General features: G+C 70.9%; 21 protein-coding genes. 10 read left to right on the forward strand and 11 right to left on the reverse strand.

What is annotated here, in order from left to right:
• Positions 1-92: 92 nt before the first annotated feature.
• The 4 genes from FGL94_RS11375 to FGL94_RS11390 form a co-directional block, all read right to left on the reverse strand.
• On the reverse strand, positions 93-1,151 hold the full coding sequence (locus FGL94_RS11375; protein ID WP_144925089.1) for a TAXI family TRAP transporter solute-binding subunit: 1,059 nt from the start codon (positions 1,149-1,151) through the stop codon (positions 93-95).
• Between the two features lie 228 nt (positions 1,152-1,379).
• Complete coding sequence (gene icd, locus FGL94_RS11380; RefSeq protein WP_144925092.1) at positions 1,380-2,642, reverse strand: isocitrate dehydrogenase (NADP(+)); 1,263 nt, start codon at positions 2,640-2,642, stop codon at positions 1,380-1,382.
• Positions 2,643-2,749: 107 nt separating this feature from the next.
• The gene (locus tag FGL94_RS11385; protein ID WP_144925096.1) at positions 2,750-3,715 is read right to left on the reverse strand and encodes a glycosyltransferase; all 966 of its coding nucleotides are present in this window, start codon (positions 3,713-3,715) and stop codon (positions 2,750-2,752) included.
• 61 nt (positions 3,716-3,776) lie between these two features.
• A complete protein-coding gene (locus FGL94_RS11390) occupies positions 3,777-5,297 on the reverse strand; it encodes an HTTM domain-containing protein (RefSeq protein ID WP_241659163.1) in 1,521 nt (506 codons plus the stop codon).
• A 129-nt stretch (positions 5,298-5,426) separates the two neighbouring features.
• On the opposite strand from FGL94_RS11390, the gene FGL94_RS11395 reads away from it, so the two are divergent.
• From FGL94_RS11395 to FGL94_RS11435, 9 genes are all read left to right on the forward strand, one after another.
• Positions 5,427-6,356: an isoaspartyl peptidase/L-asparaginase gene (locus tag FGL94_RS11395; RefSeq protein ID WP_144925099.1), complete on the forward strand. Its 930-nt coding sequence runs from the start codon at positions 5,427-5,429 to the stop codon at positions 6,354-6,356.
• Between the two features lie 495 nt (positions 6,357-6,851).
• On the forward strand, positions 6,852-7,880 hold the full coding sequence (gene cofD, locus FGL94_RS11400; RefSeq protein ID WP_144925101.1) for a 2-phospho-L-lactate transferase: 1,029 nt from the start codon (positions 6,852-6,854) through the stop codon (positions 7,878-7,880).
• Positions 7,877-8,713 carry a tRNA-dihydrouridine synthase gene (locus tag FGL94_RS11405; protein ID WP_144925103.1) on the forward strand — a complete coding sequence of 279 codons (837 nt, stop codon included), beginning with the start codon at positions 7,877-7,879 and terminating at the stop codon, positions 8,711-8,713. The genes cofD and FGL94_RS11405 overlap by 4 nt, the downstream gene beginning before the upstream one ends.
• Positions 8,710-9,660 (forward strand): triphosphoribosyl-dephospho-CoA synthase, encoded by a 951-nt coding sequence (locus FGL94_RS11410; RefSeq protein WP_144925106.1) that lies wholly within the window; start codon positions 8,710-8,712, stop codon positions 9,658-9,660. Before FGL94_RS11405 ends, FGL94_RS11410 begins: the two co-directional genes overlap by 4 nt.
• Positions 9,657-10,319: a DUF447 domain-containing protein gene (locus FGL94_RS11415; protein WP_144925109.1), complete on the forward strand. Its 663-nt coding sequence runs from the start codon at positions 9,657-9,659 to the stop codon at positions 10,317-10,319. Before FGL94_RS11410 ends, FGL94_RS11415 begins: the two co-directional genes overlap by 4 nt.
• Before the next feature lie 86 nt (positions 10,320-10,405).
• On the forward strand, positions 10,406-10,600 hold the full coding sequence (locus FGL94_RS11420; RefSeq protein WP_008007028.1) for a 30S ribosomal protein S17e: 195 nt from the start codon (positions 10,406-10,408) through the stop codon (positions 10,598-10,600).
• 128 nt (positions 10,601-10,728) lie between these two features.
• On the forward strand, positions 10,729-11,964 hold the full coding sequence (locus FGL94_RS11425; RefSeq protein WP_144925112.1) for a tripartite tricarboxylate transporter permease: 1,236 nt from the start codon (positions 10,729-10,731) through the stop codon (positions 11,962-11,964).
• 84 nt (positions 11,965-12,048) lie between these two features.
• A complete protein-coding gene (locus FGL94_RS11430) occupies positions 12,049-12,228 on the forward strand; it encodes an HVO_2753 family zinc finger protein (RefSeq protein WP_004047107.1) in 180 nt (59 codons plus the stop codon).
• Between the two features lie 2 nt (positions 12,229-12,230).
• Positions 12,231-12,497, forward strand: coding sequence for an elongation factor 1-beta (locus FGL94_RS11435; RefSeq protein WP_144925115.1), 267 nt, complete (start codon positions 12,231-12,233; stop codon positions 12,495-12,497).
• 96 nt (positions 12,498-12,593) lie between these two features.
• Here the strand turns inward: FGL94_RS11435 and FGL94_RS11440 are convergent, their stop codons facing one another.
• The 6 genes from FGL94_RS11440 to FGL94_RS11465 all read right to left on the reverse strand — a co-directional run bounded on the left by FGL94_RS11440 (position 12,594) and on the right by FGL94_RS11465 (position 20,355).
• Positions 12,594-12,974, reverse strand: coding sequence for a thioredoxin family protein (locus tag FGL94_RS11440; RefSeq protein WP_144925118.1), 381 nt, complete (start codon positions 12,972-12,974; stop codon positions 12,594-12,596).
• A gap of 60 nt (positions 12,975-13,034) precedes the next feature.
• Positions 13,035-16,670 carry a UvrD-helicase domain-containing protein gene (locus FGL94_RS11445; RefSeq protein ID WP_144925120.1) on the reverse strand — a complete coding sequence of 1,212 codons (3,636 nt, stop codon included), beginning with the start codon at positions 16,668-16,670 and terminating at the stop codon, positions 13,035-13,037.
• Positions 16,639-17,943, reverse strand: coding sequence for a PD-(D/E)XK nuclease family protein (locus FGL94_RS11450; RefSeq protein WP_144925123.1), 1,305 nt, complete (start codon positions 17,941-17,943; stop codon positions 16,639-16,641). Before FGL94_RS11450 ends, FGL94_RS11445 begins: the two co-directional genes overlap by 32 nt.
• Complete coding sequence (locus tag FGL94_RS11455; RefSeq protein ID WP_144925125.1) at positions 17,940-18,758, reverse strand: hypothetical protein; 819 nt, start codon at positions 18,756-18,758, stop codon at positions 17,940-17,942. The genes FGL94_RS11450 and FGL94_RS11455 overlap by 4 nt, the downstream gene beginning before the upstream one ends.
• 119 nt (positions 18,759-18,877) lie before the next feature.
• Positions 18,878-19,306: a DoxX family protein gene (locus tag FGL94_RS11460; protein WP_144925128.1), complete on the reverse strand. Its 429-nt coding sequence runs from the start codon at positions 19,304-19,306 to the stop codon at positions 18,878-18,880.
• The gene (locus FGL94_RS11465; RefSeq protein ID WP_144925130.1) at positions 19,303-20,355 is read right to left on the reverse strand and encodes a WD40/YVTN/BNR-like repeat-containing protein; all 1,053 of its coding nucleotides are present in this window, start codon (positions 20,353-20,355) and stop codon (positions 19,303-19,305) included. Before FGL94_RS11465 ends, FGL94_RS11460 begins: the two co-directional genes overlap by 4 nt.
• 123 nt (positions 20,356-20,478) lie before the next feature.
• Between FGL94_RS11465 and FGL94_RS11470 the strand changes: the two genes are divergently transcribed.
• Positions 20,479-21,501 (forward strand): TatD family hydrolase, encoded by a 1,023-nt coding sequence (locus FGL94_RS11470; protein WP_144925133.1) that lies wholly within the window; start codon positions 20,479-20,481, stop codon positions 21,499-21,501.
• A 66-nt stretch (positions 21,502-21,567) separates the two neighbouring features.
• On the opposite strand, the gene FGL94_RS11475 is transcribed toward FGL94_RS11470, so the two are convergent.
• Entirely contained in the window at positions 21,568-22,461 is an 894-nt protein-coding gene (locus FGL94_RS11475; RefSeq protein ID WP_144925135.1) for a fumarylacetoacetate hydrolase family protein, read from the reverse strand.
• Between the last annotated feature and the right edge of the window lie 28 nt (positions 22,462-22,489).

Genomic DNA, 22,489 nt, shown 5'->3' on the forward strand with positions numbered 1-22,489 from the left:
ATTGTCGTGGACCGAGTTTGAAACGGTTGTGAAACGGTCCGCGGACGAGTCGGGGCGGGCGGACCGATCGAGGCTGTTCGCAGCGAAGCGAGTTAGGCGTCGAAGTACGTCGCCGCGCCCTCGTGGAGCTCGATGGACATCCCGTCCTGCGCGCTGTCGACGGTGATGAAGTCGGTCTTGATCGTGAGCTCGTCGAGGTTATCGAAGATGGCCGCGGTGACCGTCTCGACGGTGTCGGCCGGAACCTCGGCGTTCGTGGCGATCATCGCCTGCACGGCGACGGTGTCGACGTCTTCCTCGACGCCGCTGTAGGTGCCGCCCGGGATGGTGTCGTCCGCGAACCAGGAGGCGTCCTCCTTGACGGCTTCGCGGTTCTCGCCCGCGATCGGGACGATCTCGATGTCGTTCGTGTTCGCGAGGTCCTCGATCGCACCGACCGGCCAGCCGCCGACGACGAAGGCGGCGTCGATGTCGCCGTTGGCGAGCTGTTCGGACGCCTGCGAGAAGCCGGCGTTCTGCTCGTTGTAGTCGCTGACTCCGAGCGATTCCAGGATCTGTACCGCGTTGACCTGCGTCCCCGACCCGAGGTCGCCGGTGTTGATCGTCGCGCCGCTGAGGTCGTCGACCGTGGAGATGTCGTTCTCCGCCAGCGTGACGAGCGTGATCGTCTCCGGATACAGCGTCGCGACGCCCTGGAGGTTCTCGATCGCGTTGTCCTGGAAGGCGTCGATACCCGTTCCGTTCTTCGCGAACGAGGCGATGTCGTTCTGGATCAGCGCGAAGTCGGCCGATCCGTCGGCGAGACTGCCGACGTTCTCGACGCTCGCTCCCGTCGACTGGACGTTCAGCGAGAAGTCGGTGTTCGCTTCGACGATGGTCTTGATCTCGTTCGAGAGCGGGAAGTAGGTCCCGCCGGTTCCGCCCGCGTGCCAGCTCAGTCGGCTTTCGGCGTCGCCGCCGTCGGACCCGTCGCTTCCGTCGTCACCATCGCTTCCGTCGCTTCCGTCGCTTCCGTCGCTTCCGTCGCTTCCGTCGCTTCCGTCACTACCGTCGCCGCCGTCGCCGCCGTTTCCGCTACAGCCGGCGAGTGCGGCAACGCCAGCGACACCGGTTACTTCGAGGAATTTACGTCGTGTTCTGTGTGAAGACATACGTTAACCGAATACGAAGGCGAGTATATATATCTGAGGATGTAGTAAGCGAATATTCACAGATACGCATATGGCTAGCTATAATTTATTATTATCTCTATTTGTAATATATATCTATTAACGATCTCCTATTTTCGACGATAACGCAGTCGGTCGAGACTGGAGCAGCGCTCGGCGGGATCGCCTCGATACCGGGAAAACGAAGATGAGCGCGGTTCGAAACCTCGCCTAGGCCAGCTCGTCGATCTTGTCGACGACGGCCTCGGCGAACTCGCTCGTCGCGAGCTTCTCGCCGCCCTCGATCTGCCGGTGGAGGTCGTAGGTGACCTGTCCGGACGAAATGGTCTCCTCGACGGCGTCGCGCACGAGTTCGGCGGCGTCGGACCAGCCGAGGTAATCGAGCATCTCGCGGCCGGAGAGGATCATCGCGGTGGGGTTCACCTTGTCCTCGCCGGCGTACTTGGGCGCGGAGCCGTGGACGGGCTCGGCGAGACAGCGACCGTGGCCGAAGTTGGCGCCGGGCGCGATGCCGAGGCCGCCGATCTGCGCGCCGGCGGCGTCGGACATATAGTCGCCGTTGAGGTTCATCGTCGCGATGACCTCGTACTCGTCCGTCCGGGTCAGGAGCTGCTGGAGCATGTTGTCCGCGATGCGGTCCTTGACGACGACGGTGCCCTCGGGCCGTTCGCCGTCGTGGTCCTCCCAGAGGTCGTCCTCGGTGATGACGTCCTCGCCGTACTCCTCCTCGGCGACCTCGTAGCCCCAGTCGCGGAACGCGCCCTCGGTGAACTTCATGATGTTCCCCTTGTGGACGAGGGTGACCGAGTCGCGGTCGTTGGCGAGCGCGTAGTCGATCGCCTCGCGGATGAGCCGCTTCGAGCCGAACTCGGAGATGGGCTTGATGCCGATGCCGACGGGGCCGTCGTGGATCACGTCGGCGACCTCCATCTCGTCTTCGAGGAAGTCGCGTACCTGTTCGACGTCGTCGGTGCCGGCCTCCCACTCGATGCCGGCGTACACGTCCTCCGTGTTCTCACGGAAGGTGATCATGTCCATCGCCTCGGGGTTCTTGACGGGCGACGGCACGCCGTCGAGGTGGTAGGTCGGCCGGACGTTCGCGTACATGTCGAGCGTCTGGCGGAGCGCGACGTTCAGCGAGCGGAAGCCGGCGCCGACGGGCGTCGTCAGCGGGCCCTTGATCGCGACGCGGTGGTTGCGGATCGCCGAGACGGTGTCCTCGGGGAGGTTCTCGTCGTACTTCTCGCGCGCGCTCTCGCCGGCGTAGACGCGCATCCACGCGATGGAGCGGCCCGTCGCCTCCGCGGCCGCGTCCAGTACCTTCTGGGCGGCCGGTCCGACGTCGGTGCCGATCCCGTCGCCGTGAATGATCGGGATGATCGGGTTCTCGGGGACGTTCAGCTCGCCGGTTTCCTCGTCGGCGAGCGTGATCGCCTCGCCGTCGTCGGGGACGTCGACCTTATCGTAGCTCATGAACGTCCGTGCGTTGTCGGACCCGCGTAAAGTGCCTGCCGCTTTGCCGCTGGGCGCCAGAGACCCCGGAATCGGGCGTTTTTGCCGGCCTCACGAGGGAGCCGGTCTCACGCGGGAAGCACCTCCACGTCGAACAGCGACCGCCACCGGTAGCGCCGGCCGCCCCAGACGAACGTCCGGCGCGCAAGCGCGTACGCGAGGAACAGCGGCGCAACGAGGACCGACGGACCGGCGAGCAGGAACGTCGCCCGGCGGATCCCGAACCGGGCGTACACCGCGGCCGAGATCGCGGTGACGAGCGTCACGCCGACCACCGGCGCGAACAGACACAGCGCGGCGAACGCGGCCGCGAAGGCGACGTCGAACGCGGCCGCGCGGGGAGCGTGGAACCGCACGATCCGGAAGAACCGGACGAACCGCTCCACCGATCCGCGGAGGGAGCCGCCGCACGGGACGGTCCGCGTCCGGTTCGCGGCCGTCACGTCGATGTGCTCGGTGAGCGTTCCGTCGTCGCTGACGGTCCGGCGGAGGTCCGCGAGGAACGCGTCCTGCCCGTCTCGGAGGTCGCCGCGCTCGAAGACGACCGCGCCGCCCCAGGCGATCCCGCCCGCGAACACCGCGGCGGTCCCGCCGATCGCATAGGCGGGCTCGAACAGCCGAGCGAGGGGGTCCCTCCCGACGAAGACGGGGATCTCCGTCGTGGGTCCCCGTCGCTCGTAGTCGGCGTTGAGCGTCGCGAGCCAGTCGTCCGGATGCGCGAAGTCGTCGTCGGTCCAGACGATCCGATCGTGTGCGGCCGCCTCCATCCCCGCGGCGATTGCGTTCGCCTTCCCGGAGCAGCCCTCGGGCTCGCCGGCGAGGACGATCCGGACGCCGTCCGGCGTCGTCCCTCGGCGATCGGCGACCGGGTCGTCGTCGGTGTCGCAGATCACGAGCAGCTCGTCGCGCTCGCCGAGCTGTCCGGCCACCTCGTCGCAGGCGTCGGCCCAGCGCACGGTGGGGAGGAGGACGGAGGTCGGCTGGCGGTCTCGATCCGTGCTGGTCACGTCGCCCGCTTCGGGCGGGGGACTCATAAGTGGTCACTCGGAAGTGGTCACTCGGAAGTGGTCACTCGGCCTCCCGGTCGCCCTCACCTCACCGACACTTGCGCGTGCCGATCTCCCGAACCCGCACCTCGTCGCTCCCCGAGACGTCGACCGCGACCGACGAGACCGTCACCGATTCCGTCTCCGCACCGGAGAACCCCGCCGCGCGGTCGCAGAGGTGCGCGAGCGTCGCGTCGACGCGATCCGGGTCGTCGACCGGCAGCAGCGAGAAGTGCTTCCGCCACCGGGCGGTGGGGTAGCCTCGGGCGTCCGATGGGGGACGGTCGACCGCGACCGGATCGCCGTACAGCGCGTCGATCCGGTCGCCGTCGGCGGTCGTCGCCGTCGCGAGCACGAGCGAATCGGTCGACGGCGGCCTCGGCGCGAACATGTCCCAGTCGCTCTCGGCCGGGTCGGACACCGCCGCGACGGGCTCCGGCGCGCCGACGACCCCGAGTCCCATGGCGGTCCACGCGAGCAGCGAGACGAGGAGGAGCGCGGCGACGGCGGCGAGGATGCGGTTTCGGATCGCTCGGTCGGGAGCGATCCCGGAGAGCGGGTCGGCGGCGGTCGATATCCGGCCCAGCGACTCGAAGAGCCCCTCGACCGCCGATCGAGATCGTCCGATCGCCGGAGCGGCCGACAACTCGATCCGGTCCCAGACGAACGGCGGCAAGAAGGGCAACAGCGCGGTCGCCGACGCCACGGAGAAGACGCCGATCTGCAGCGCGAGCGCCATCGAGAGGTGGGCGACGACGAGGATTCCGGCGAGCGCCGCCCGGACCCGCCCGGCGGCCGCGACGAGCAGCGGCGAGGCGACGAGCAGCGCGAGCCAGCCGTAGGTGGCGGCCGCGAGCAGGGCCGAGTTCTCGGGCATCAGTCCCCCGAGCGGGCCGTGGAGGTACGTGAGCCGGAAGACGGTCTCGACCGCCTCGCCCGCGGGCCACGCCTCGCCGCGGAGCTTCACGACCGCGTTCGAGACGTAGACCGCGAGGACGACGGCCAGCAGGAGGGCCGAGGCGGGACCGACGAACCGGCCGTTTTCGGGCGGAGGTCGTTCTCGCACTCCTGCCCGCCCCCGGACCGCGTCCACCGACCAGCGCGCGCCGAGGGGACACAGCAGACCGGCCCCGAGCACCTGCCAGAGCAGCGTGTCGCCGGCGTTGAGGACGAACGGGTTCCGCGCCTGCAGCGACGCGAGCAGGAGCAGCGAGACCGCGGCCGCGGCCCGAGTCCGGTAGCCGACCGCGAGCGCGACGGCGGCGAGTCCGGCGGCGAGAAACAGCAGGCCGACGGCCCGCGCGTCGCCGGAGAGCGCGTACAGCGAGAAGCGCGCGAGGGGGTACGACTCCGCGAGCAGCGGTCGGGGGAGCACGCCGGCGTCGGTGTAGAAGGCCGTCAGGTTCCGGGCGCGCAGCGCGAGGTCGACGAGGAGGACGACGCCGAGCGCGATCCGGAACGCCGCGAGCGCGCGCACGTCGATCCCGATACGGCGCCGGAGCCCGGCGCGGAGACGGTCGGGGACCAGGGAGTCGAGCGTGTCGCCTGCGGCGTCTCGGCGTTCGGCCACGATAGTGACGACTCCCCCAGCAGCGTGGATAGGTCTTGCGGCGGCGAGAGGGAGAGAGGTGAGACGCGGGGGCGGATGGACCCCACCCGCTTTCCGGGCGCTTATCCGGACGCCGCGAGACCCCAGCGTATGCGCGTCATCGCTCACGGCGGCGCCGGGGGGAGCCCGGACGAGCCGGCTCCCAGACAGGCGACGCTCGACGAGGCGACTCGCCGCGGCGTCGACGGTGACACTCCCCTCGGCGCGGTCGAGGCGGCGCTCGGCGTCCTCGAGTCGGACCCGCGGTTCAACGCCGGCGTCGGCGGCGCGGTCCAGTCCGACGGCGTCGCCCGCACCGACGCGGGCGTGATGACCTCGGACCGCGAGATCGGCGCCGCCTGCTCGATGCCCGGCGTCGAGCGCGCGGCGAGCGTCGCCCGCGTCGTCCACACTGAGACGCCGCACGTCTTCGTCTCGGGCGAGCACGCGGTCGACCTCGCCGACGGGTTCGGGATCGAGACGGGCGTCGACCTGCTCACCGACGAGACGCGCGAGCGGTACGAGGACGAGGACCCGCCGCGGGGCGGGCCCCGAGAGCACCTCGACTGGCTCGCGACGCGGTTCGGCTCCGGCGACGATCGGGCGGGAGGGGGTTCGGCGGACGGCGGGGAGGGACGCGAGGGCGACGACGGGAAGCGCGACGCCCCCGACCACGACACCGTCGGCGCGGTCGCGACCGACGGCGGGACGTTCGCCGCGGCGACCTCCACGGGCGGCCGGTCGTTCGCGCTCGCGGGACGCGTCGGCGACGTGCCGCAGGTCGGCTCGGGCTTCTTCTGTACCGCGGCCGGCGGCGCGAGCGCGACGGGCGCCGGCGAGGATATCGCGCGCGTGACGCTCTCGCGGCGGGCCGCGGGGTATCTCGACGACGGGCTCGGCGCGCAGGCGGCGGCCGACAGGGCGATCGACGAGTTCGAGGAGATTACGGGGTCCGGTGCCGGCGTGATCGTTCTCGGGGAGGACGGGGCCGGAAGCGCGTTCAACACGGACGGGATGCAGACGAGCATCGCTTATAAGTAGTCAGTGGTGTGCCAGTCGGTCGCTTATAAACGGTCAACACCGCGGTGACCGCCTCCCGAGCCCCAGCCGCGACGACTCGCGCGGCTTGCTGTCGTTCGAGACGCCGAAGGCGTCTCGTGATGACGAGAGAGCGAAGCTCTCTCGAACCACGCTCCTCGTTCAGTCGCTCACGCTCCTTCGCTGCGGTGTCGCCGGCGGCGGAGCCGCCGGCTTGCCGTGACGCCTCGCGCCACGCTGCTTACAGCGCCGTGCTTCGTCCTTCCGGAAGACTCCGTCTCCCGTCTTGTCGCTCTCACCCTGTCGCTGGCGCCGTCGACGCCAGCGACTCCCTCGCGCGTGCTGACTCGCGTCCTCCGGGCGCTCGCAGACACGCGCCGACCGTAAAATCGGTTGAGCATCGCCGACCATTTATAAACGAATCCACTGCGTCCCCTCCGATCCGCCTCGTCGCCCGCGGAGGCGAGGATACAAATCCGCCCGCCGCCTTGCGCCGGTATGGTCACGTTCCTCGCCGGCGGCACGGGGACGCCGAAACTCCTCGACGGGGCGACCCGCGTGTGGGACCCCGCGGAGATCGCGGTCGTCGCCAACACCGGCGACGACGTCGAGCTCGGCGGCCACCTCGTCTGCCCCGACGTCGACACCGTGCTGTTCGCCGGCGGCGACGTCCTCGACCGCGAGACGTGGTGGGGGATCGCGGACGACACGACGGCGACCCACGAGGAACTCCGCCGGCTCGCGGAGGCGGCCGGACTCGAAACCGGCCCCCGCTACCTCGACGACGCGGCGCAGACGGCCGGCCGCGAGATCGCCCGCTGGCGGCGCTTCTCGGGCGTCGGCGAGTTCATGGAGATCGGCGACCGCGACCGCGCGGTCCACGTCACGCGCACGAGCCTGCTCGACGAGGGGAAGTCCCTCACGGAGGCGATCCGGACCCTCGCGGACGCCTTCGGCCTCGACGTCGACCTCCTCCCGATGTCCGACGACCCGGTCGCGACGCTGATCCACACCGAGGCGGGCGAACCGATCCACTTCCAGGAGTACTGGGTCGCGCGCCGGGGCGAGCCCGCCGTCGCCGACGTGGAGTTCCGGGGCGCGGCGGACGCGGAGCCGACCCCTGCGGTCCGTGAGGCGCTCGACGACCCCGTCGTCATCGGCCCCTCCAACCCCGTGACGAGCGTCGGCCCGATGCTCGCGCTCCCGGGCGTCGAGGCGGCGCTGTCGGAGACCCCCGTGGTCGCCGTCTCGCCGTTCGTCGGCGACGAGGTGTTCTCCGGGCCCGCCGCCGACCTGATGGAAGGCGTCGGCCGCGAGCCCTCGACCGCGGGCGTCGCCGACGCGTACCCGTTCGCCGACGCGTTCGTCCTCGACGACGGCGATCCGACCGATCTTCCCGATCGGCACGTCGAGCGCACCGACACCCGAATCGACGGCGCGGACGACGCCGAGCGCGTCGCTCGGGCGTGCGATCGGGCGCTGGCGGCGGTGGCGGATACGGACGCGGAGCCGGAGGTGGCGGAGTGACGGCGACCGACGAGGAGGTCCCATCCCCGCCCCCGTTCCTCGTCGCGGCCAGCCTCAGCGGCGCGGCCGACGCCGAGTGGGCGCGGACCGCAGCCCCGCACGTCGACGCCGCGGTTCTCGGGGGGATCGCGCTCGACCCGGCGAGTCGGGCCGCCGCGCGCGACCTCGTCGCCCGCGACCGCTCGGAGTTCCTCCCCGGGAACCCGCTCGCGTGGATCGACCGCCAGCTCGACCGGCTCGCAGACGTCCCGCTCCGTCCCGGCGTCAACGTCCGGAGCACGACCGTCGACCCGGTCCGGGAGGCGGCGGAGCGCTGCGCCGAGCGCGGCGCGGTCTGCGAGGTGAACGCGCACTGCCGACAGCCGGAACTGCGCGCGGTCGGCTGCGGCGAGTCGCTCCTCCGGGAAACCGACCGACTGGCCGCGTACGTGGCCGCAGCCGCCGAGACCGGCGCGACGACGAGCGTGAAGGTCCGCGCCGAGGTCCCCGGCGCCGACCTCGTCGCCGTCGCGGACGCGGTCGCCGACGCGGGCGCCGACTGGCTCCACGTCGACGCGATGGACTCGGAGGCGGTCGTCGACGAACTGACCGCCGGCAGGGAGAGGGACGGGACCGACCGTCCCCGCGACGACCTCACGGTGATCGCCAACAACGGCGTCCGGGGCCGGGAGACCGTCGCGGAGTACGCCGCGTACGGCGCGGACGCCGTGAGCGTCGGCCGGCCGAGCGAGCGACCGGAAGCCCTCTCGCGGATCGCCGACGCGGTGGCGGCGTGGCGAGAGGGAAAGCTGCTCGCGGAGAGCGAGGCATCCCGGCCGGAGGCGTCGTCGTGACATCGCAGCCCGTCGACGACGCGACGCTCGCGCTCCTGCTGGAAGTGGCCGGGACCCCCAAGCCCGGCAACGTCGACCGGCACCGCGACCTCGACGACCTCCGGTTCGAGGCGTTCCTCGGCGGGGCGGTCGGCGCCCGCGAGGGGCTCGAACTGGCCGCAGACGAGGAGACCGGAGTCGGCCGCGCCTTCGAGCGCGGCGTCGAAGGGATGGCGGCGCGAGCGGGGACGAACACCCAGTTCGGCTGTCTCCTCCTGCTCCTCCCGTTGGTTCGGGCGGGCGTCGAGGGCGAAGGATCCGGCAGCGATCTCTCCCCCGTAGTCGTCGACCGAGTCACCCGAGAGACGACCGTCGACGACGCGGTCGCGTTCTACCGCGCGTTCGAACACGTCGACGTCGCGGTCGCGGACCCGCCCGCGGACGCCGACGACCTCGACGTGCGCCGCGGGGGGGACGCGGCCCCCGCGCTCCGGGAACGGGACGTGACCCTGCGGGACGTGATGGCGCTCTCCGCGGACCCTCCCGATCCCGACAGGGTCCCCGACCGCAACGCGCAGGAGTGGGTCGAGGGGTTCCCGCGGACGTTCCGCGCGGCCGAGTGGATCCGGAGCGACGAGGGGCCCCTGACCGACCGGGCGGCCCGAGCGTTCCTCGGCCTGCTCGCGGCCGGTCCCGACACGCTGATCGCGGCGAACCACGGCCCGGAGGCGGCCCGCGAGGCCAGCGATCGGGCGGCCGCGATGCTCGGTGGAGCGGACGCGGATCCCGACGCGCTCGTCGGTGTCGACGAGGTCGACGCCGCCGCGGTCCACGGCGCCGACCTCGACGCCGCGGAGGAGCTGGCGGCCGCGTTCGTCGGCGAGGGGATCAACCCCGGGACGACCGCCGACATCACCTGTGCGGCGCTGTACGTCGCCCTCCGGCGCGGGGCGGAGGTGGCGCCGTGAGCGACGACCGCGCCGATTCCGCGCTCCCCGGCTGGCCCGTCGCCCTCCGGGGCGTCACCGAGTCGGTCGTGACGACGCTCGGGCCGAACGACCGCTGGAACGTCGCGGCGCTCGGGCTCCACGCGCCGGACGACCCGAGCGACCCCGTCACCGCGCGGACGTACGGGCGCACCCGGACGTGGCGGAACTTCGCGGAGCGCGGCGGCGGCGTCGTCCAGTTCACGACCGATCCGCGGACGTTCGTCGACGCCGCGCTGACGGTCCGCGAGGTCGACGAACCGGTACTCCCGACCGCCGACGCGTGGGTCGAGGTGACGGTCGAGGAGATCGGGAGCGAGACCGAGGGCGACGCGACGGTCCGGACGTGGGCGCTCGATCCGGTCGAGCGCGCGGTCGTGAGAGAGCGCGTTCCCACGGTCAACCGCGGGTTCGGCGCGGTCGTCGACGCGACGGTGGCCGCCTCGCGGTTGGACGTGCCCGGATTCGACGCGGCGGAGCTCTTGGACCGGCTGCGGTACTTCGCGGACGTGGTCGAGCGGTGCGGCGGGCCGGCCGAGCGCGAGGCGTTCGCACGGATCGACGAGGCGACCGGGTGGCGGGAGCGGGCGGGGGAAAGAGCGGGGGCGGGGGGAGGAGCGGGAGACGACGAGGAGCGATGATCGAGAAGGCGATCAGCGCGAGCGCGCCTGCGGCCCGCTCGCGGCGTAACGAACCCTTTTAGTTCGGGCCGGCGGTATCGCTCGGTATGGCCATCAAACCCAAGTACATCAAGCAGCTCGGGAACGTCCTGCTTGAGCGGTACCCCGACTCGTTCAACACGGACTTCGAGACGAACAAGGAGAGCGTCACCGCGCTGACGACCGTCGAGTCGAAGGGCGTCCGCAACCGGATCGCCGGCTACGTCACCCAGAAGAAGGCGCAGGCGGCCCAGAAGGCGTAAGCGGGTTCGAGTTCTCGCCGAGTCGTTCCGTTTCCGTCGAGCCGCCGCTTCGTCGTGATCGTCCCCTGACGACGGTGAGCCGTTACCCTCCCCACGTTTATCCCCGAAGCCGCGGCCACCTCGTCGGGATGGACGCACTCGTGCGACCCGTCGTCGATCCGGGGTTCGCGGCGATGGCGCTGGCGTTCCTGTCTGGGGGCGTCGCGCTCGGGACCGCGAGCGGGCTCGTGCCGGGCCTCCACGCCAACAACTTCGCGCTGCTTCTGGCCGGGCTCGCCCCCTCGGTCTCGGCCGACCCGCTGCTCGTCGGCGTCGCGATGCTCGGAGCGGGCGTGGTCCACTCCTTCCTCGACATCGTGCCCGCGCTCGCGCTCGGCGTCCCGGACGCGGCCACGGCCGTCGCGGCGCTACCGGGCCACCGACTCGTGGTTGCCGGACGCGGTCGAGAGGCGGTCCGGCTCTCGGCGGTGGGGTCGGGGCTGGCCGTCGCCCTCGCGGTCCCGCTGGCCGTTCCGATCACGTGGATCATGATGCGCGGTTACCCCGTCGTCAGGGAGTATCTCCCGCTGCTTTTGGGCGTCGTCGTCGCCTTTCTCGTGCTCACCGAGTCGTCGAAGCGGGCAGCGCTCGGCGGCCTCGCCGCGTTCCTCGCGAGCGCGGCGCTCGGCCTCGCGACGCTCGACGCCGACCCCGCGGCGCCGCTCGACGCCGGCGGGGTCCTCGCGCCGCTGTTCGCCGGGCTGTTCGGCGCCCCGGTGCTCGTCGACGCCGTGGGCGGCGGGGGCGTTCCGCCGCAGGCCGACGCCCGGATCGCGATGAGTCGCCGCGGGCTCGGCGTCAGCGCGGGCGGCGGGTCGCTCGCGGGCGCGGTCGTCGGCTACGTGCCGGGCGTCTCCGCGGCCATCGCGGCGGTCGCGGCGCTGCCGGCGGTCCCGCGCGACGAGTCGGACCGCGGGTTCGTCGTCGCCACGAGCGGCGCGAACACGGCGAACACGATATTCGCGCTGTTCGCGCTCGTCGCGCTCGGGACGCCGCGGACGGGGGTCACCGTCGCGATCGACCGCGCCGAGGTCCCCTTCGCGCTCCCGATCCTGCTCGTCGCGGCCGCGACCGCCGCGGCGTGCGGGTTCGCGCTCGTGTTGCTGGTCGGCGACGCGTACCTCCGCGTCGTCGGGAACGCGGACTACACGCGGCTCTCCGTCGGCGTGTTGGGGCTGCTCGCGGGCATCTCGTACGCGTTCGCGGGCGCCTTCGGAGTCGGCGTGTTCGCCCTTGCTGGGGCGCTCGGGCTCGTCCCGCCGCGGGTCGGCGCGCGGCGAGTCCACCTGATGGGGGTGTTGATCGGACCGCTCATGCTTGGGTGAACCACGGTATCCCGTCTCAGTCGGCCGCACGGAGTGCGGGGGCAAAGAACAACGGTTAAAAGTCGCGCGGTGGTGGTTTACTGTATGAGCGAGAGTGAAACGCAGGGCACCCGGCAGTGTGTCTCCTGTGGCATTCAGGTGGCCGGGATGAACGCCGCGCGATTCTCCTGTCCCGACTGCGGGGAGACGATCCACCGGTGCGCCAAGTGCCGGAAGCAGAGCAACCTCTACGAGTGTCCCGACTGCGGCTTCCGAGGGCCCTGACCATGGGAGACGTCGCTGCCAAAATCAAGGTCATGCCGAACAGCCCCGACGTGGACCTCGACGGCCTGCAGGACCGACTGGAGGAGTCGCTCCCGCAGGGCGCGAAGATCCGCGGCTTCCAGCGCGACGACGTCGCGTTCGGGCTCGTCGCCCTCCTGCCGACCGTTATCGTCCCCGACGGCGCGGGCGGCACCGAGGCCGTCGAAGAAGCGTTCAACGAGGTCGACGGCGTCGAGTCCGTCGCCGTCGAGAACGTCGGTCGCCTCTAGGCGACTTCGGTCTCGTCGTCAACGACGCGAAAATGGCATTTCTGCGTCCGACCGTTCCCCGACCGGAGAGCGGCGGCCGTGCGCTCCGATCAGTCGTTACGCGACGTGCTCTGAGATCCACGCGGTGAGGTCGTCGCCCGGGATGAACCCCTCCGCGCGTCGCGCGACGGGCTCGCCGTCGACGAACAGCACGAACAGCGGGACGCTCCGCACGTCGAACCGCTCGACGAGGGGCGGATCGTCGCGGGGATTCACCGCGGCGACGGCGATATCCAGCTCGCGAGCGACGTTGCCGAGGACGGGCTCCATGCTCGCGCAGATGCCGCAGCCGTCCGTGTAGAACTCGACCACGGCGGCGTCCGCGTCGGCGACGAACGCGTCGAGCGCGTCTTCGTCGGTGAGAGATACCGGCCGGCGAACCGCTTCGGAGGCGCCGTCGGCGGACCCGGAGTTCTTCGATTCGGTCTTGGGCTCCATACACACTATTGTCGCCGAGCGGTGATAAAGCCTCGTGTCGGGGTCGCGACGGTGTCGCCCTCACCGGTCGAGGAGTCGTCGGAGCCGTCGGTGGACGATGTCGGGCGGCCACGAAGCCGCGGTCGTCTCGGTCGCGACCCCGAACGTCTCGACGGTCCGGCGGACGGTGGCGTCCGACGCACCGCTCTGTTCCGCGAGGAACGCGTACGCCGCGATCTGAAGCTCGTACCGCCGGCGCGTCTCGGGGGTCGGCTCGGCCAGAGCGATCTTCGCGTCGGTCACGAACCGCTCCCCGGTCGGATACTCGACGACGAAGTCCGCCCGCCCGTGGATCTCGACTTCGAGATCGCCGACCTCGGCCAGCCCGTCCAGCTGGCGTTCGACGGTGACCTCGGTCGCCGGATCCGCGATCCGGTCCCACAAGTCGGAGTCGAGGAAGTCGTCGAGGACGGTCTCGAAGAAGGCGAACATCCCCTCCCGTTCGGCCTCGTCGACCGGTCCCGGGAGCGCGTTCACGGCCTCGTCGAAGGAGGCACGCACCGCGGGCCCCGCGGTCCGGATCGCCCGTTCGTCGACGCCGCTGGCGACCAGTTCCGTGAGCGCGTCGTGGAGACACGTCCCCACCTCCCCGGGACCGAGCCGATCGAATCGCAGGGGGAGATCGTCGGACACCTCGTTCGTCGTCGTGTGCAGCGGCTCGCCCAACAGGTGGGCGAGCGCGTACCGATCGGCGTCCTCCGTCAGCGGGTACATCGTACTGGGGCTCAGGAACCGGGGAACCCACGGGTCGAGCCGATCGCGGCGCGGCGGAGATCCGGCGACGTGATCGCGCCCGGTCCGCGGAGCCGGGGCGTCGCGTCCGGCGAACAGGTCCGCGTCGTTGACGCCGACTGCGATCGCGTCCCGGTTCGGGTCCGCGTCGAGCCGCAGCTCGTAGGAGTCGGTGCCGCCGCGCGGGAACGCTAGCCCGTCGCGGAGCGTGTCGAGCCACCGGTCCCGAGCCTGGTCCGTCTCCGCGTCAGAGCGGGGGAGCGGAACGACGAGGTGGTCCCGAGCCCGGGTGAGCGCCACGTACAGCAGCCGCCACGCCTCGGCGCGCTCGTTTTCCGCCACCCTTCGGAGCCGGTCCGGGCCGACGAGCGCGTCGCGATCCGCGGAGTCAGACGCAGAATCCCGCCAGCGGGCGGTCGCCCAGCGGAGCCCGGCGTCGCGTCCCCAGCCGTCCCCGGCGCCGTACAGCCCGCCGTCGAACGGGGGGAGGACGATGTCTTCGGGCACGTCCGTGTTCGTCGGCGGGGCGAGCCCCGCGATCGGTCCCTGCGTGATGAACCGCCGGGCGTGAGGGCCGCGTGACCAGACGTCAAACCCGGGGTCGGCGACGACGACGACGTCGTCCTGGTCCCCTTTCGCCCGGTGAACCGTGCGGAACTCGACGTCGTAGGCGGCGCCGGCCGCGCTCGGCTGCGTCGGGCCGACGCCGGGCTCCTCGCGGAACGGTTCCGCGAGGTCGATCAGCTCCGCGGGCGGGTAGCGGCCGTCCCCCTCCCACTCGGAGAGCGTCTCGACGAGCGCGTCGAGGTTCGCGACCCGCTGGTCGGGATCGGTCTCGGCGACGCGTTCGTTCGAATCGGGACCGGTCTCGGCGACGCATCCGTTCGGGTCGGCTCGCAGCGCGAGCGCCTCGATGACTTCTTCGACGTAGACGCTCGCCGGGAGCCGCTGAAATACGTCGCTACGGTCGCGGAGCCGGACGAGTCCGCGGAGGGTCTCTCGCTGCGCCTCTCCGACGGCGCCCGGTCCGTCGTCGAGCACTCGATCGAGGTCCCACGAGCGGGCCTCGAAGGGGGCCGCATCGAACGCGGCGTTCAGCGGGGACTCGGTGAGGAGCTCGGCGGTGCGCTCCGGGGAGCCGGGCGCGATCAGCCACTGGCAGACGGCGAGCACCACCTCGACGGCGGGAGAGTCGAACAGCGCGTCGGTCGCGGTGCGGACCCGAAGTCCCTCCGCGGTGAAGGCCGCCTCGTACTCGGGCATCCGCGTCCCGCGGCGGAACAGCACCGTGACGCCGAGCGGGTCGCCGTCGTCGTCGCAGAACGTCCCGTCGGCGAACCCCCGCGAGACGTGAGTCGCGAGCATGTTCGCTTCCCCGACCGCTCCGTCGGGGTTCGCCCACATCGCGGAGCCGGGACGGCCGACGCCGGCGAACGAGGAGACGTGTACCGCCGCCCCGTCGTCGCCGTCGCGAGCCGCGTCCAATCGCGGGTACGAGGCGTCGAGATCGCCGAGATCCCCGCGGGCCGGGTCGTCGAACACCGGCTCGGCGATGGCGTTGATCCCCGCGGCGATGTCGGGGACGCACCGGTAGGTGGTGGTCGCCGTCCGGTTCTCGTGGGTGTCCCAGTCCACGCCGAGGTACGTCCCCTCGGTCGTCGCGGCGCCGAACCACCGCGGGTCGGCGTGTCGCCACAGGTAGATCCCCTGGAGAACGTCGCCGCAGGCGAACACGCGAGACCCGTCGGTCACGGCGTGCGAGAGCGCGGCGTGCTGGACGGCCGAGACGTCCTGCGCCTCGTCGAGGACCAGGCTCCGGATCCGCGACCGATACGTCCGGAGGACCCGGTCGCGGTGCGAGTCGTCGATCGATCGGAGCGGCTCCGGGAAGCTCGATCGGTCGCCCGGCCCGTCGAAGTACGCGTCCACGAGGTACGCGACGTCCGTGTGCGAGACCGCACCGTACTCCCGAACCGCGGTCCGGTAGCGGGCGCGGTACGCCGAGAGGACGGCGCAGAAGTCGTCGATCCGCGCGTCCCACGCGTCGTACAGCTCGCGGTCGGCGTCGAGGAGGCGCGCTCGGTCCGGGGCGGTCACGGCCTCGCGGACTCGGTCGCCGGCTTCTCCGTCACCCGTGTTCCCACCGCCCGTTCCGTCGCCATCGACGAACCGCTCGACGGACCGCACGATGTCGTCGAACGAGTCGGGTCTCCCGTCGGGATACGTCGAGTCGCGCGTCCGCGCCAGCTCCGATCGGAACGCCTCGGTCGAGAGGCGCCGATCGCGACAGTACGTCAGCGCGTCCGCCAGCATCTCGTCGACGCCGGCGTCGTACTCGCCCTCCGGATACGCGGCCTCGAGGTTGCGGAGCCGCCGGCCGTGCTCCGGGTCGTCGCGGAGCGACCCGTAGCAGTCGCGGTGGACCCGCTTCAGGAGCGCGTCGTTCCCGACCGACGGCGTCTCCTCGAAGCCGATGTCGCCGGCGAACTCCCGGAAGATCCCGCGCAGAAACCCGTCGATTGTGCCCGCGTAGGGGGCCTGTCGCGTGCGCTCCCGGAGGTATCGCAGCTCCGCCTCGGAGACGTCGGCCGCCGCGGGGACGAGTTCGTGTTCGACGATCTCCCGCAACCGGTCGCATATCGCCGGCACGATCTCCGCCGCCTCGTCGCGGTTGAACGAGACGACCGCGACGTGCTGCTCCGGGGTCGGGTCCCCCGCCACGTATCGGCGGAGAATGTCCTCGGCGGCGACGTGGTGAGCGACGACCGATTTGCCCGCCCCGGGAACGCAGTCGAGGGTGAACAGCCCGGCGTCGGACTCGAAGTACGCCTCCTTGATCTCCCGCTGTGCGCCCCGCAGCCTGAGGGGGTCGCCGTCGTCGGCGTCGCGGTCGTTACTCACGATCGCCCTCCGTCCCGTCGTCATCACCGTTCGGCCCGCCGACGACGATATCCCGCAGTGCCGGCGGAAGCTCCCGGTCCGCCCCGACCAACCGCCGCCTGGACTCCTCTGAGACCCGCCGCGTCTCGACGTGGTCGAGCAACGGGGAGCGGGCCACCTCGTCGCCGCCGGGGGACCGGGTGTGGCGGGTGACGACGACACAGTCCCCCGCCGCCCGGAGCGCGTCGACGAACTGGTCGCGGTCGCGGCCGCCGACCCACGCCGGCTGCGGCGCCAGCGCTCCGGTCGCGCCCTCGCCCCGGAGGACCGCCTCTCGGAACTCCGGCGGCAACGCGGACTGCGACGGCCGCGGCCACTCCTCGGCCGTCAGTCCGACGGCGATTACGTACGGGACTTCGAGTGCCCAGAGGTCGTTCGCCTCGAAGACGTCGAGGGCGCGGGCGTTCGAGTGTTCCCGGCGACCGGGGCGCTGCGTGGCGATCACGCCGGCGAGATCGGCGACCGCGCTCCACGAACGCTCCAGCGTCCCCGCTTCCAGACGGTCGGCGAACTTGTGCCGCAGCTGCCGAACGAGGGTGCGAACGCGGACGATCGCACGCGCGTCGGTCTCGGTATCGAGTAGCGCCGGCGAGTCCGCACTCTTCGTCTCCGGGACCGCGCGTTCGGCGTATCCCTCGATCGCCTCGCCGAGCAGCGAGGTGACCGACGCCGGCTCCGGGGACGGGGCGGCGTCGATCCACTCGGCGAACCGTCGGAGCCGATCGTCGGCGCCGTCGACCGAGTCGAACAGTTCGATCCACTCGGGGATCGGTCGTGAACCGTCCGGGAGCACGTCCCTGGCTCGGTGTACCGCCTCGGCCTCCATCGGCCACTCCGCCGACAGGGAGGGCGATCCGTCCGGGAGCGGCGGGTCAAGTGGATCACCCGAGGTCGGCGGCGACCACCGGAGTTCGAGCGGCCGCAGCAGCGCGTCTCGGTCCACGGCGTCACCGGCCAGCACCTCGCACACCGACTCGACGAGGGCGTACGGGCGGGTCTGCGTCACGCGGAGCTGCGTCCAGAACACCGGTGCGATCGCGTACTGGAGCGCCGCCCGGAACAGCGGCTCCTCATACGGGTCGAGGTCGCGGACAGCGACGGCAACGTCCCGTATCGGAACGCCGCGGTCCCGGAGCGAGGCCGCTACCGCCATCGCGCTACGCGCCTCGTCCCGGCGCGTCGGAGAGGCGATCTCGATCATCGGCACGTCGGGCGCGTCGATCGGCCCCGAGAGCGCGAGCCGGTCGGATCGAGTCATTCGAACGCCTCCGTTCCGGGCTCGGCGATGGAAAGGAGGTCGGGGACCCGGCGCCGGAGGTACTCCCCTGTCCCCTCCCGGAAGTGGATGTGGATCTCGACGGGCGTGGCGACCAACAGTCCGTGGACGAGGTCGGTGTGCGGCGCCGACAGGCCGCTGAGACCGAGGAGCGTGAGGCGGTCGATAGCCGGGTACGCTTCGTTCCACACCGAGCCGCTCGTCGCTGTGATCGACCGGGTCGCGCGACGCAGAAGAGCCGTCTCGGAGACCGCCTTCGCGGTCCGGCCCCGGAGCTCACGTTCGATATCGAGTCCGGCGTGGAGGAGTTCGTCCGCTTCGTCGTCGATCGGCTCGTCGATCTCGGCGGCGGTGTCCGCCCAAGCCGCGATCCGCTCCGGGTGGAAGTTGGTGACCGTTTCAACGTCGGTTCGGACCTGTTCGACCCGCTGCGGGTCCCTCGAAGCGGCCCCGGTCGGAAGAGAGACTCCGAGCGGCCCGTCAGGCCCCACGGATTCGAGGATCGACCGGATCATCGAGAGGCGGTCGATGCGGTCGACGGCCGCGGTCGGACGGCCCGCCGCCTCCAAGACGCGGATACAGATCCCGACCGGGTCCGCGAAGCGAAAGGCGTCCTTCGGCAGCCGCGCCTCGCGGAGCCGACGCTGGACGTTCCGCTGGTGAAGTTCGACCGGGGACACGACGAGTTCGTTCGGGTGTGAACGGGGTCGAGCCCGCTCGAACAGCCGCCCTTCATCGCCGACGTGAAGACTCAGTCGGTCCGGAGTCTCGTCGTCGAGTGCGCGCGTTCCTTCCATTGTCGATACCGACGGTTCGTCGGTCCCGACCTTACAGCGTCCTCCCCCGAACCGTTGTCGGTCGCGGGTGTCCCGGTTGCAGATCGGTCCGACGAGAGCGACCGGCAGGCCGCTCCCAGCTACTCCTCTCGGTCGGCCGCGTCCAGAAGCATGACGGCTCCGCCGAGCAGCGCGACGTTCTTCAGGAAGTTGATCTTGTTGTCGTGGCGTGCCTTCCCCTCCATCGTCCAGAAGTCGTGGATCGAGGGGGTCGTCCCGAGGAAGAACACGATCAGCGCCCCGGCTGACGCGCGGGGGAACCGCCAGAGGACGACGCCGAGGTTGGCGACGAACAGCATCCCGGTGACGAGCGGCACGAGCACGTCGGGCATCGGGACGCCCTTCTCCTCGGCGACCGCGACGCGCTTCTCGTTGTTCTTGAACCCGTCGACGGCCATGTACGCGAGGACGCCGCCGTAGAGGGCGCGTCCGATCGCGGACGGCGGGCCGGCGGTCGATTTCGGGTCGGCGGCCGACTCCGGACCGCCGGCCGACTCGCCGTCGCTCACGCCGACACCACCTCGATGCGGCTGACGTTCGCGTCGACGCGACCGACCGTCTCGTACGCGCCGCCGTCGGTCCGACGCATGATCCGGCCCTCGACGTCATCCCGCTGGTCCGGCACGTCGAACAGGCCGGAGCCGCAGATCACGTCGCCGTCGCACACGGCCCACGTCTCGACGATCTCGTGGGGCTCGCCCGGGAACGGGACCCGCTCGAAGTCGCGACCGAAGTTCGTCGACTCGAACAGCGCGACCTCGTGGTCGTCGTTCACCCACGCCGGCGGCGCCTCCTCGCCCCCGCAGAAGAAGAGGGTGCCGTCGTGGACGAACACGCGCCGGACGTACGAGAACTCGTTCCCCGTGTCGATCCGCGTCCACGACTCGCCGGCGTCGGTGGTACGCCAGAGGCCGCCCTCGCCGACCGCGTGGCCCAGTCCCAGGTTCTCCAAGTCGTGGTCGAGGTACCCGGTCGCCGCGAGCCAGACGTCCTCCGAGATCGGCAGGATCTGGTGAACGTCGTCGACGATTGTGTCGCGTCGATCGGTCCACGTCTGTCCGGCGTCCGCACTCAGGTGGATCCCCCCCGCCTCGACGCCCGCGATCAGCCGGTCCGGGCGTCCGGGAACCGCTTCGAGCGCACGCAACCGGGCGTAGTGCGGGTCGATCGGCGACTCCCAGTGCCCGCGCGACGAGAGGTCGCGGAACCCCTTCAGCTCCGTCCACGTCTCGCCGCCGTCGACGGAGCGGAAGACGTACGGATCGTTCGTCCCGGCGTAGAGCGATCCGTCCGCCGTCGCGAGGACCGACCAGACCTCGCTTTGCCCCGCGTGCCAGAAGCGGTCCCCGAGGGGAACGCCGAGGTCTGCCCACGTCTCGCCGCCGTCCAGCGAGCGGTACGCCCCCGTCGAGGACGCGACGAAGACGCCTTCGGTGTGGTCCCAGGACGTCACGGCGGTGACGACCCCGCAGTCGAGCACCCGTTCCGGATCCCCCCGATCGAACGGCACGGCCTCGGTGCGGTAGAGTCCGTCATCTGTCCCGATCAAAAGTGTCATACACACGTACGTGAGTCGAACACGTACTAAAGTTTTACCAAGCCGTAAAACGCTAAGTAGCAGCGGTCTCAACCGGTAGTCGACGCCAGTCGCCGCCCCTATCCGGCGGCGACGACCCCACTCATGACAACGCCTCACCCGACGAAACGACCGACCGACGCGACGTACCTCGCCGACCGGGACACGGCGGAGGAACCGCCAGATCTCCCGCGAGAGTTGTTGAACCTCCCGTGGATCGACATCCACAATCACGCGCACACGCTCTCGTGGGACGACCGGGAGCGGTACGCCCTGTCCGGCTGTCGCTCGATGATGATGGTCGCGTCGGGGTACCACTGGACGCCGTACAAGCCGGTCGAGGCCGACGACATCCGCTTTCTCTGGGACGACGCGATCAACCGGCGGGAAGCGATCGAGCGCAACCACTTCTTCGAGGCGAAGCTGGGACTCGGCGTGCACACCGGCGTCCGCATCGAGGACCCCGACGAGCTGTTAGCGGCGATGGACGCGTACTGCGCGCTCGACGAGGTCGTCGCCGTCGGCGAGACGGGCGTGGTGCCGTCGCAACACGTCGAGCGGTGGGGCGTCGACGAACAGCAGGCGGTCGTGCAGGCGCAGATGGAGCTCGCCGACGACCACGGTCTCCCCGTGCTCCTCCACACCCCGAACACGTCGACCGAGTCGAAGCGGTCGTACCGCGACGGGCTCGGCGTCACCCCCGGCTACGAGAAGAACGCCGGTCTCGGCGCCGACCCCGTCCTCGACGGCGACAACCCCGCGCTGGAGTCCGTGAAACGCGACGTGGCGGCCGCGCGCGACGCCGGCCTTCCCGAGGGGCGCGTCGTCGCCTCCCACGCCGACCGCAACAACACGGAATACCTGATGGAGGAGACCGACTGCTACCTGAGCTACACCATCGGCCACTCGTGGCTGGTCGGCGTCGACGCCGCCGACGTGGCGAACGCCATCGACGAGTACGGTCCCGGGCGGATCATGGTCGACACCGACTGCGCGAACGTGCTCCGGACCGACCCGTACGCGCTGAAACGCGCGATCTTCGAGCTGTACCGGTACGGGATCGACGTCGACGAGATCCGGCAAGTGGTACTGGAGAACCCCCGCGAGGTCTTCGACTTCGAGCAGTAGTCCGCGATTCCAGCCCGTACGATCCCGACGACACCATTCGGTCAGTATAAAGAGCCGACGTCGTCGCTACGCGCCGTCGAACGCGAACTCGTTGGTCAGCTCCCCGATCCCCTCGACGCCGATCGTGACGGTGTCGCCGTCCTCCAGCAACACCGGCGGCTCGCGGTAGACGCCGACGCCCGGCGGCGTGCCGGTGAAGAGCAGATCGCCGGGCTTCAGCGTGAACGCCTGACTGCAGAAGGAGACGAGGTCGTCGATCCCGAAGATGAGGTTCGCGGTCGTCGACTCCTGGAGGCGCTCGCCGTTCACGTCCGCCCAGATCGCGAGGTCGTGCGGGTCGGCCACCTCGTCCGTCGTCACGATCTCCGGGCCGATCGGGGCGAAGGAGTCGAGGCTCTTGCCGCGGACCCACTGTCCGTCGCCGTGCTGGAGGTCGCGCGCCGAGACGTCGTTACCCACGAGGAACCCGGCGACGTGGTCCATCGCCTCCTCGGGGTCGACGCGGCGGGCCTCCTCGCCGATGACGGCGACGAGTTCGGCCTCGTAATCGACTTGTTCGGTGAGATCCGGGTCCCACGAGACCGCGTCCTCCGGCCCCGTCACCGAGGTGGGGAACTTCGAGAAGAGCACGGGCTCGTCGGGGATCGGGTTGTCACCCTCCTCCGCGTGGTCGCGGTAGTTGAGCCCGACGCAGACCACTTTCCCCGGGGCCGTCACCGGAGCCGCCCGCGAGACGGCGTCGGCGTCGTGGACGCCGACCCCCGTCTCCTCGGCGTACTCGACCGCTAGCTCCGCCTTCCGTCGCCACTCCCAGTCGGAGAGCAGTCCGGTCGTTTCGTCGTCGATGTGGACCCCGGCGGCCGCGCCCGCCGCTGGGAGGTTGACGATCGTCTCGTCGCCCGTCGCGACGCCGCACCACGGCGATTCCGCGTCCGTCGTTCGGTATTGTCCGATTCGCATTGAGATGTGTGAGATTCGTACTCTGTAG

The sequence above is a fragment of the Halorubrum salsamenti genome, from assembly GCF_007671685.1.
Classification (GTDB): Archaea; Halobacteriota; Halobacteria; order Halobacteriales; family Haloferacaceae; genus Halorubrum; species Halorubrum salsamenti.

Coding starts and splice junctions, on each gene's coding strand:
- FGL94_RS11375 (WP_144925089.1), bottom strand. CDS start 1,151: ATGTCTTCACACAGAACACGACGTAAATTCCTCGAAGTAACCGGTGTC.
- icd (WP_144925092.1), bottom strand. CDS start 2,642: ATGAGCTACGATAAGGTCGACGTCCCCGACGACGGCGAGGCGATCACG.
- FGL94_RS11385 (WP_144925096.1), bottom strand. CDS start 3,715: ATGAGTCCCCCGCCCGAAGCGGGCGACGTGACCAGCACGGATCGAGAC.
- FGL94_RS11395 (WP_144925099.1), top strand. CDS start 5,427: ATGCGCGTCATCGCTCACGGCGGCGCCGGGGGGAGCCCGGACGAGCCG.
- cofD (WP_144925101.1), top strand. CDS start 6,852: ATGGTCACGTTCCTCGCCGGCGGCACGGGGACGCCGAAACTCCTCGAC.
- FGL94_RS11420 (WP_008007028.1), top strand. CDS start 10,406: ATGGCCATCAAACCCAAGTACATCAAGCAGCTCGGGAACGTCCTGCTT.
- FGL94_RS11425 (WP_144925112.1), top strand. CDS start 10,729: ATGGACGCACTCGTGCGACCCGTCGTCGATCCGGGGTTCGCGGCGATG.
- FGL94_RS11430 (WP_004047107.1), top strand. CDS start 12,049: ATGAGCGAGAGTGAAACGCAGGGCACCCGGCAGTGTGTCTCCTGTGGC.
- FGL94_RS11435 (WP_144925115.1), top strand. CDS start 12,231: ATGGGAGACGTCGCTGCCAAAATCAAGGTCATGCCGAACAGCCCCGAC.
- FGL94_RS11440 (WP_144925118.1), bottom strand. CDS start 12,974: ATGGAGCCCAAGACCGAATCGAAGAACTCCGGGTCCGCCGACGGCGCC.
- FGL94_RS11445 (WP_144925120.1), bottom strand. CDS start 16,670: ATGACGACGGGACGGAGGGCGATCGTGAGTAACGACCGCGACGCCGAC.
- FGL94_RS11450 (WP_144925123.1), bottom strand. CDS start 17,943: ATGACTCGATCCGACCGGCTCGCGCTCTCGGGGCCGATCGACGCGCCC.
- FGL94_RS11455 (WP_144925125.1), bottom strand. CDS start 18,758: ATGGAAGGAACGCGCGCACTCGACGACGAGACTCCGGACCGACTGAGT.
- FGL94_RS11465 (WP_144925130.1), bottom strand. CDS start 20,355: ATGACACTTTTGATCGGGACAGATGACGGACTCTACCGCACCGAGGCC.
- FGL94_RS11470 (WP_144925133.1), top strand. CDS start 20,479: ATGACAACGCCTCACCCGACGAAACGACCGACCGACGCGACGTACCTC.
- FGL94_RS11475 (WP_144925135.1), bottom strand. CDS start 22,461: ATGCGAATCGGACAATACCGAACGACGGACGCGGAATCGCCGTGGTGC.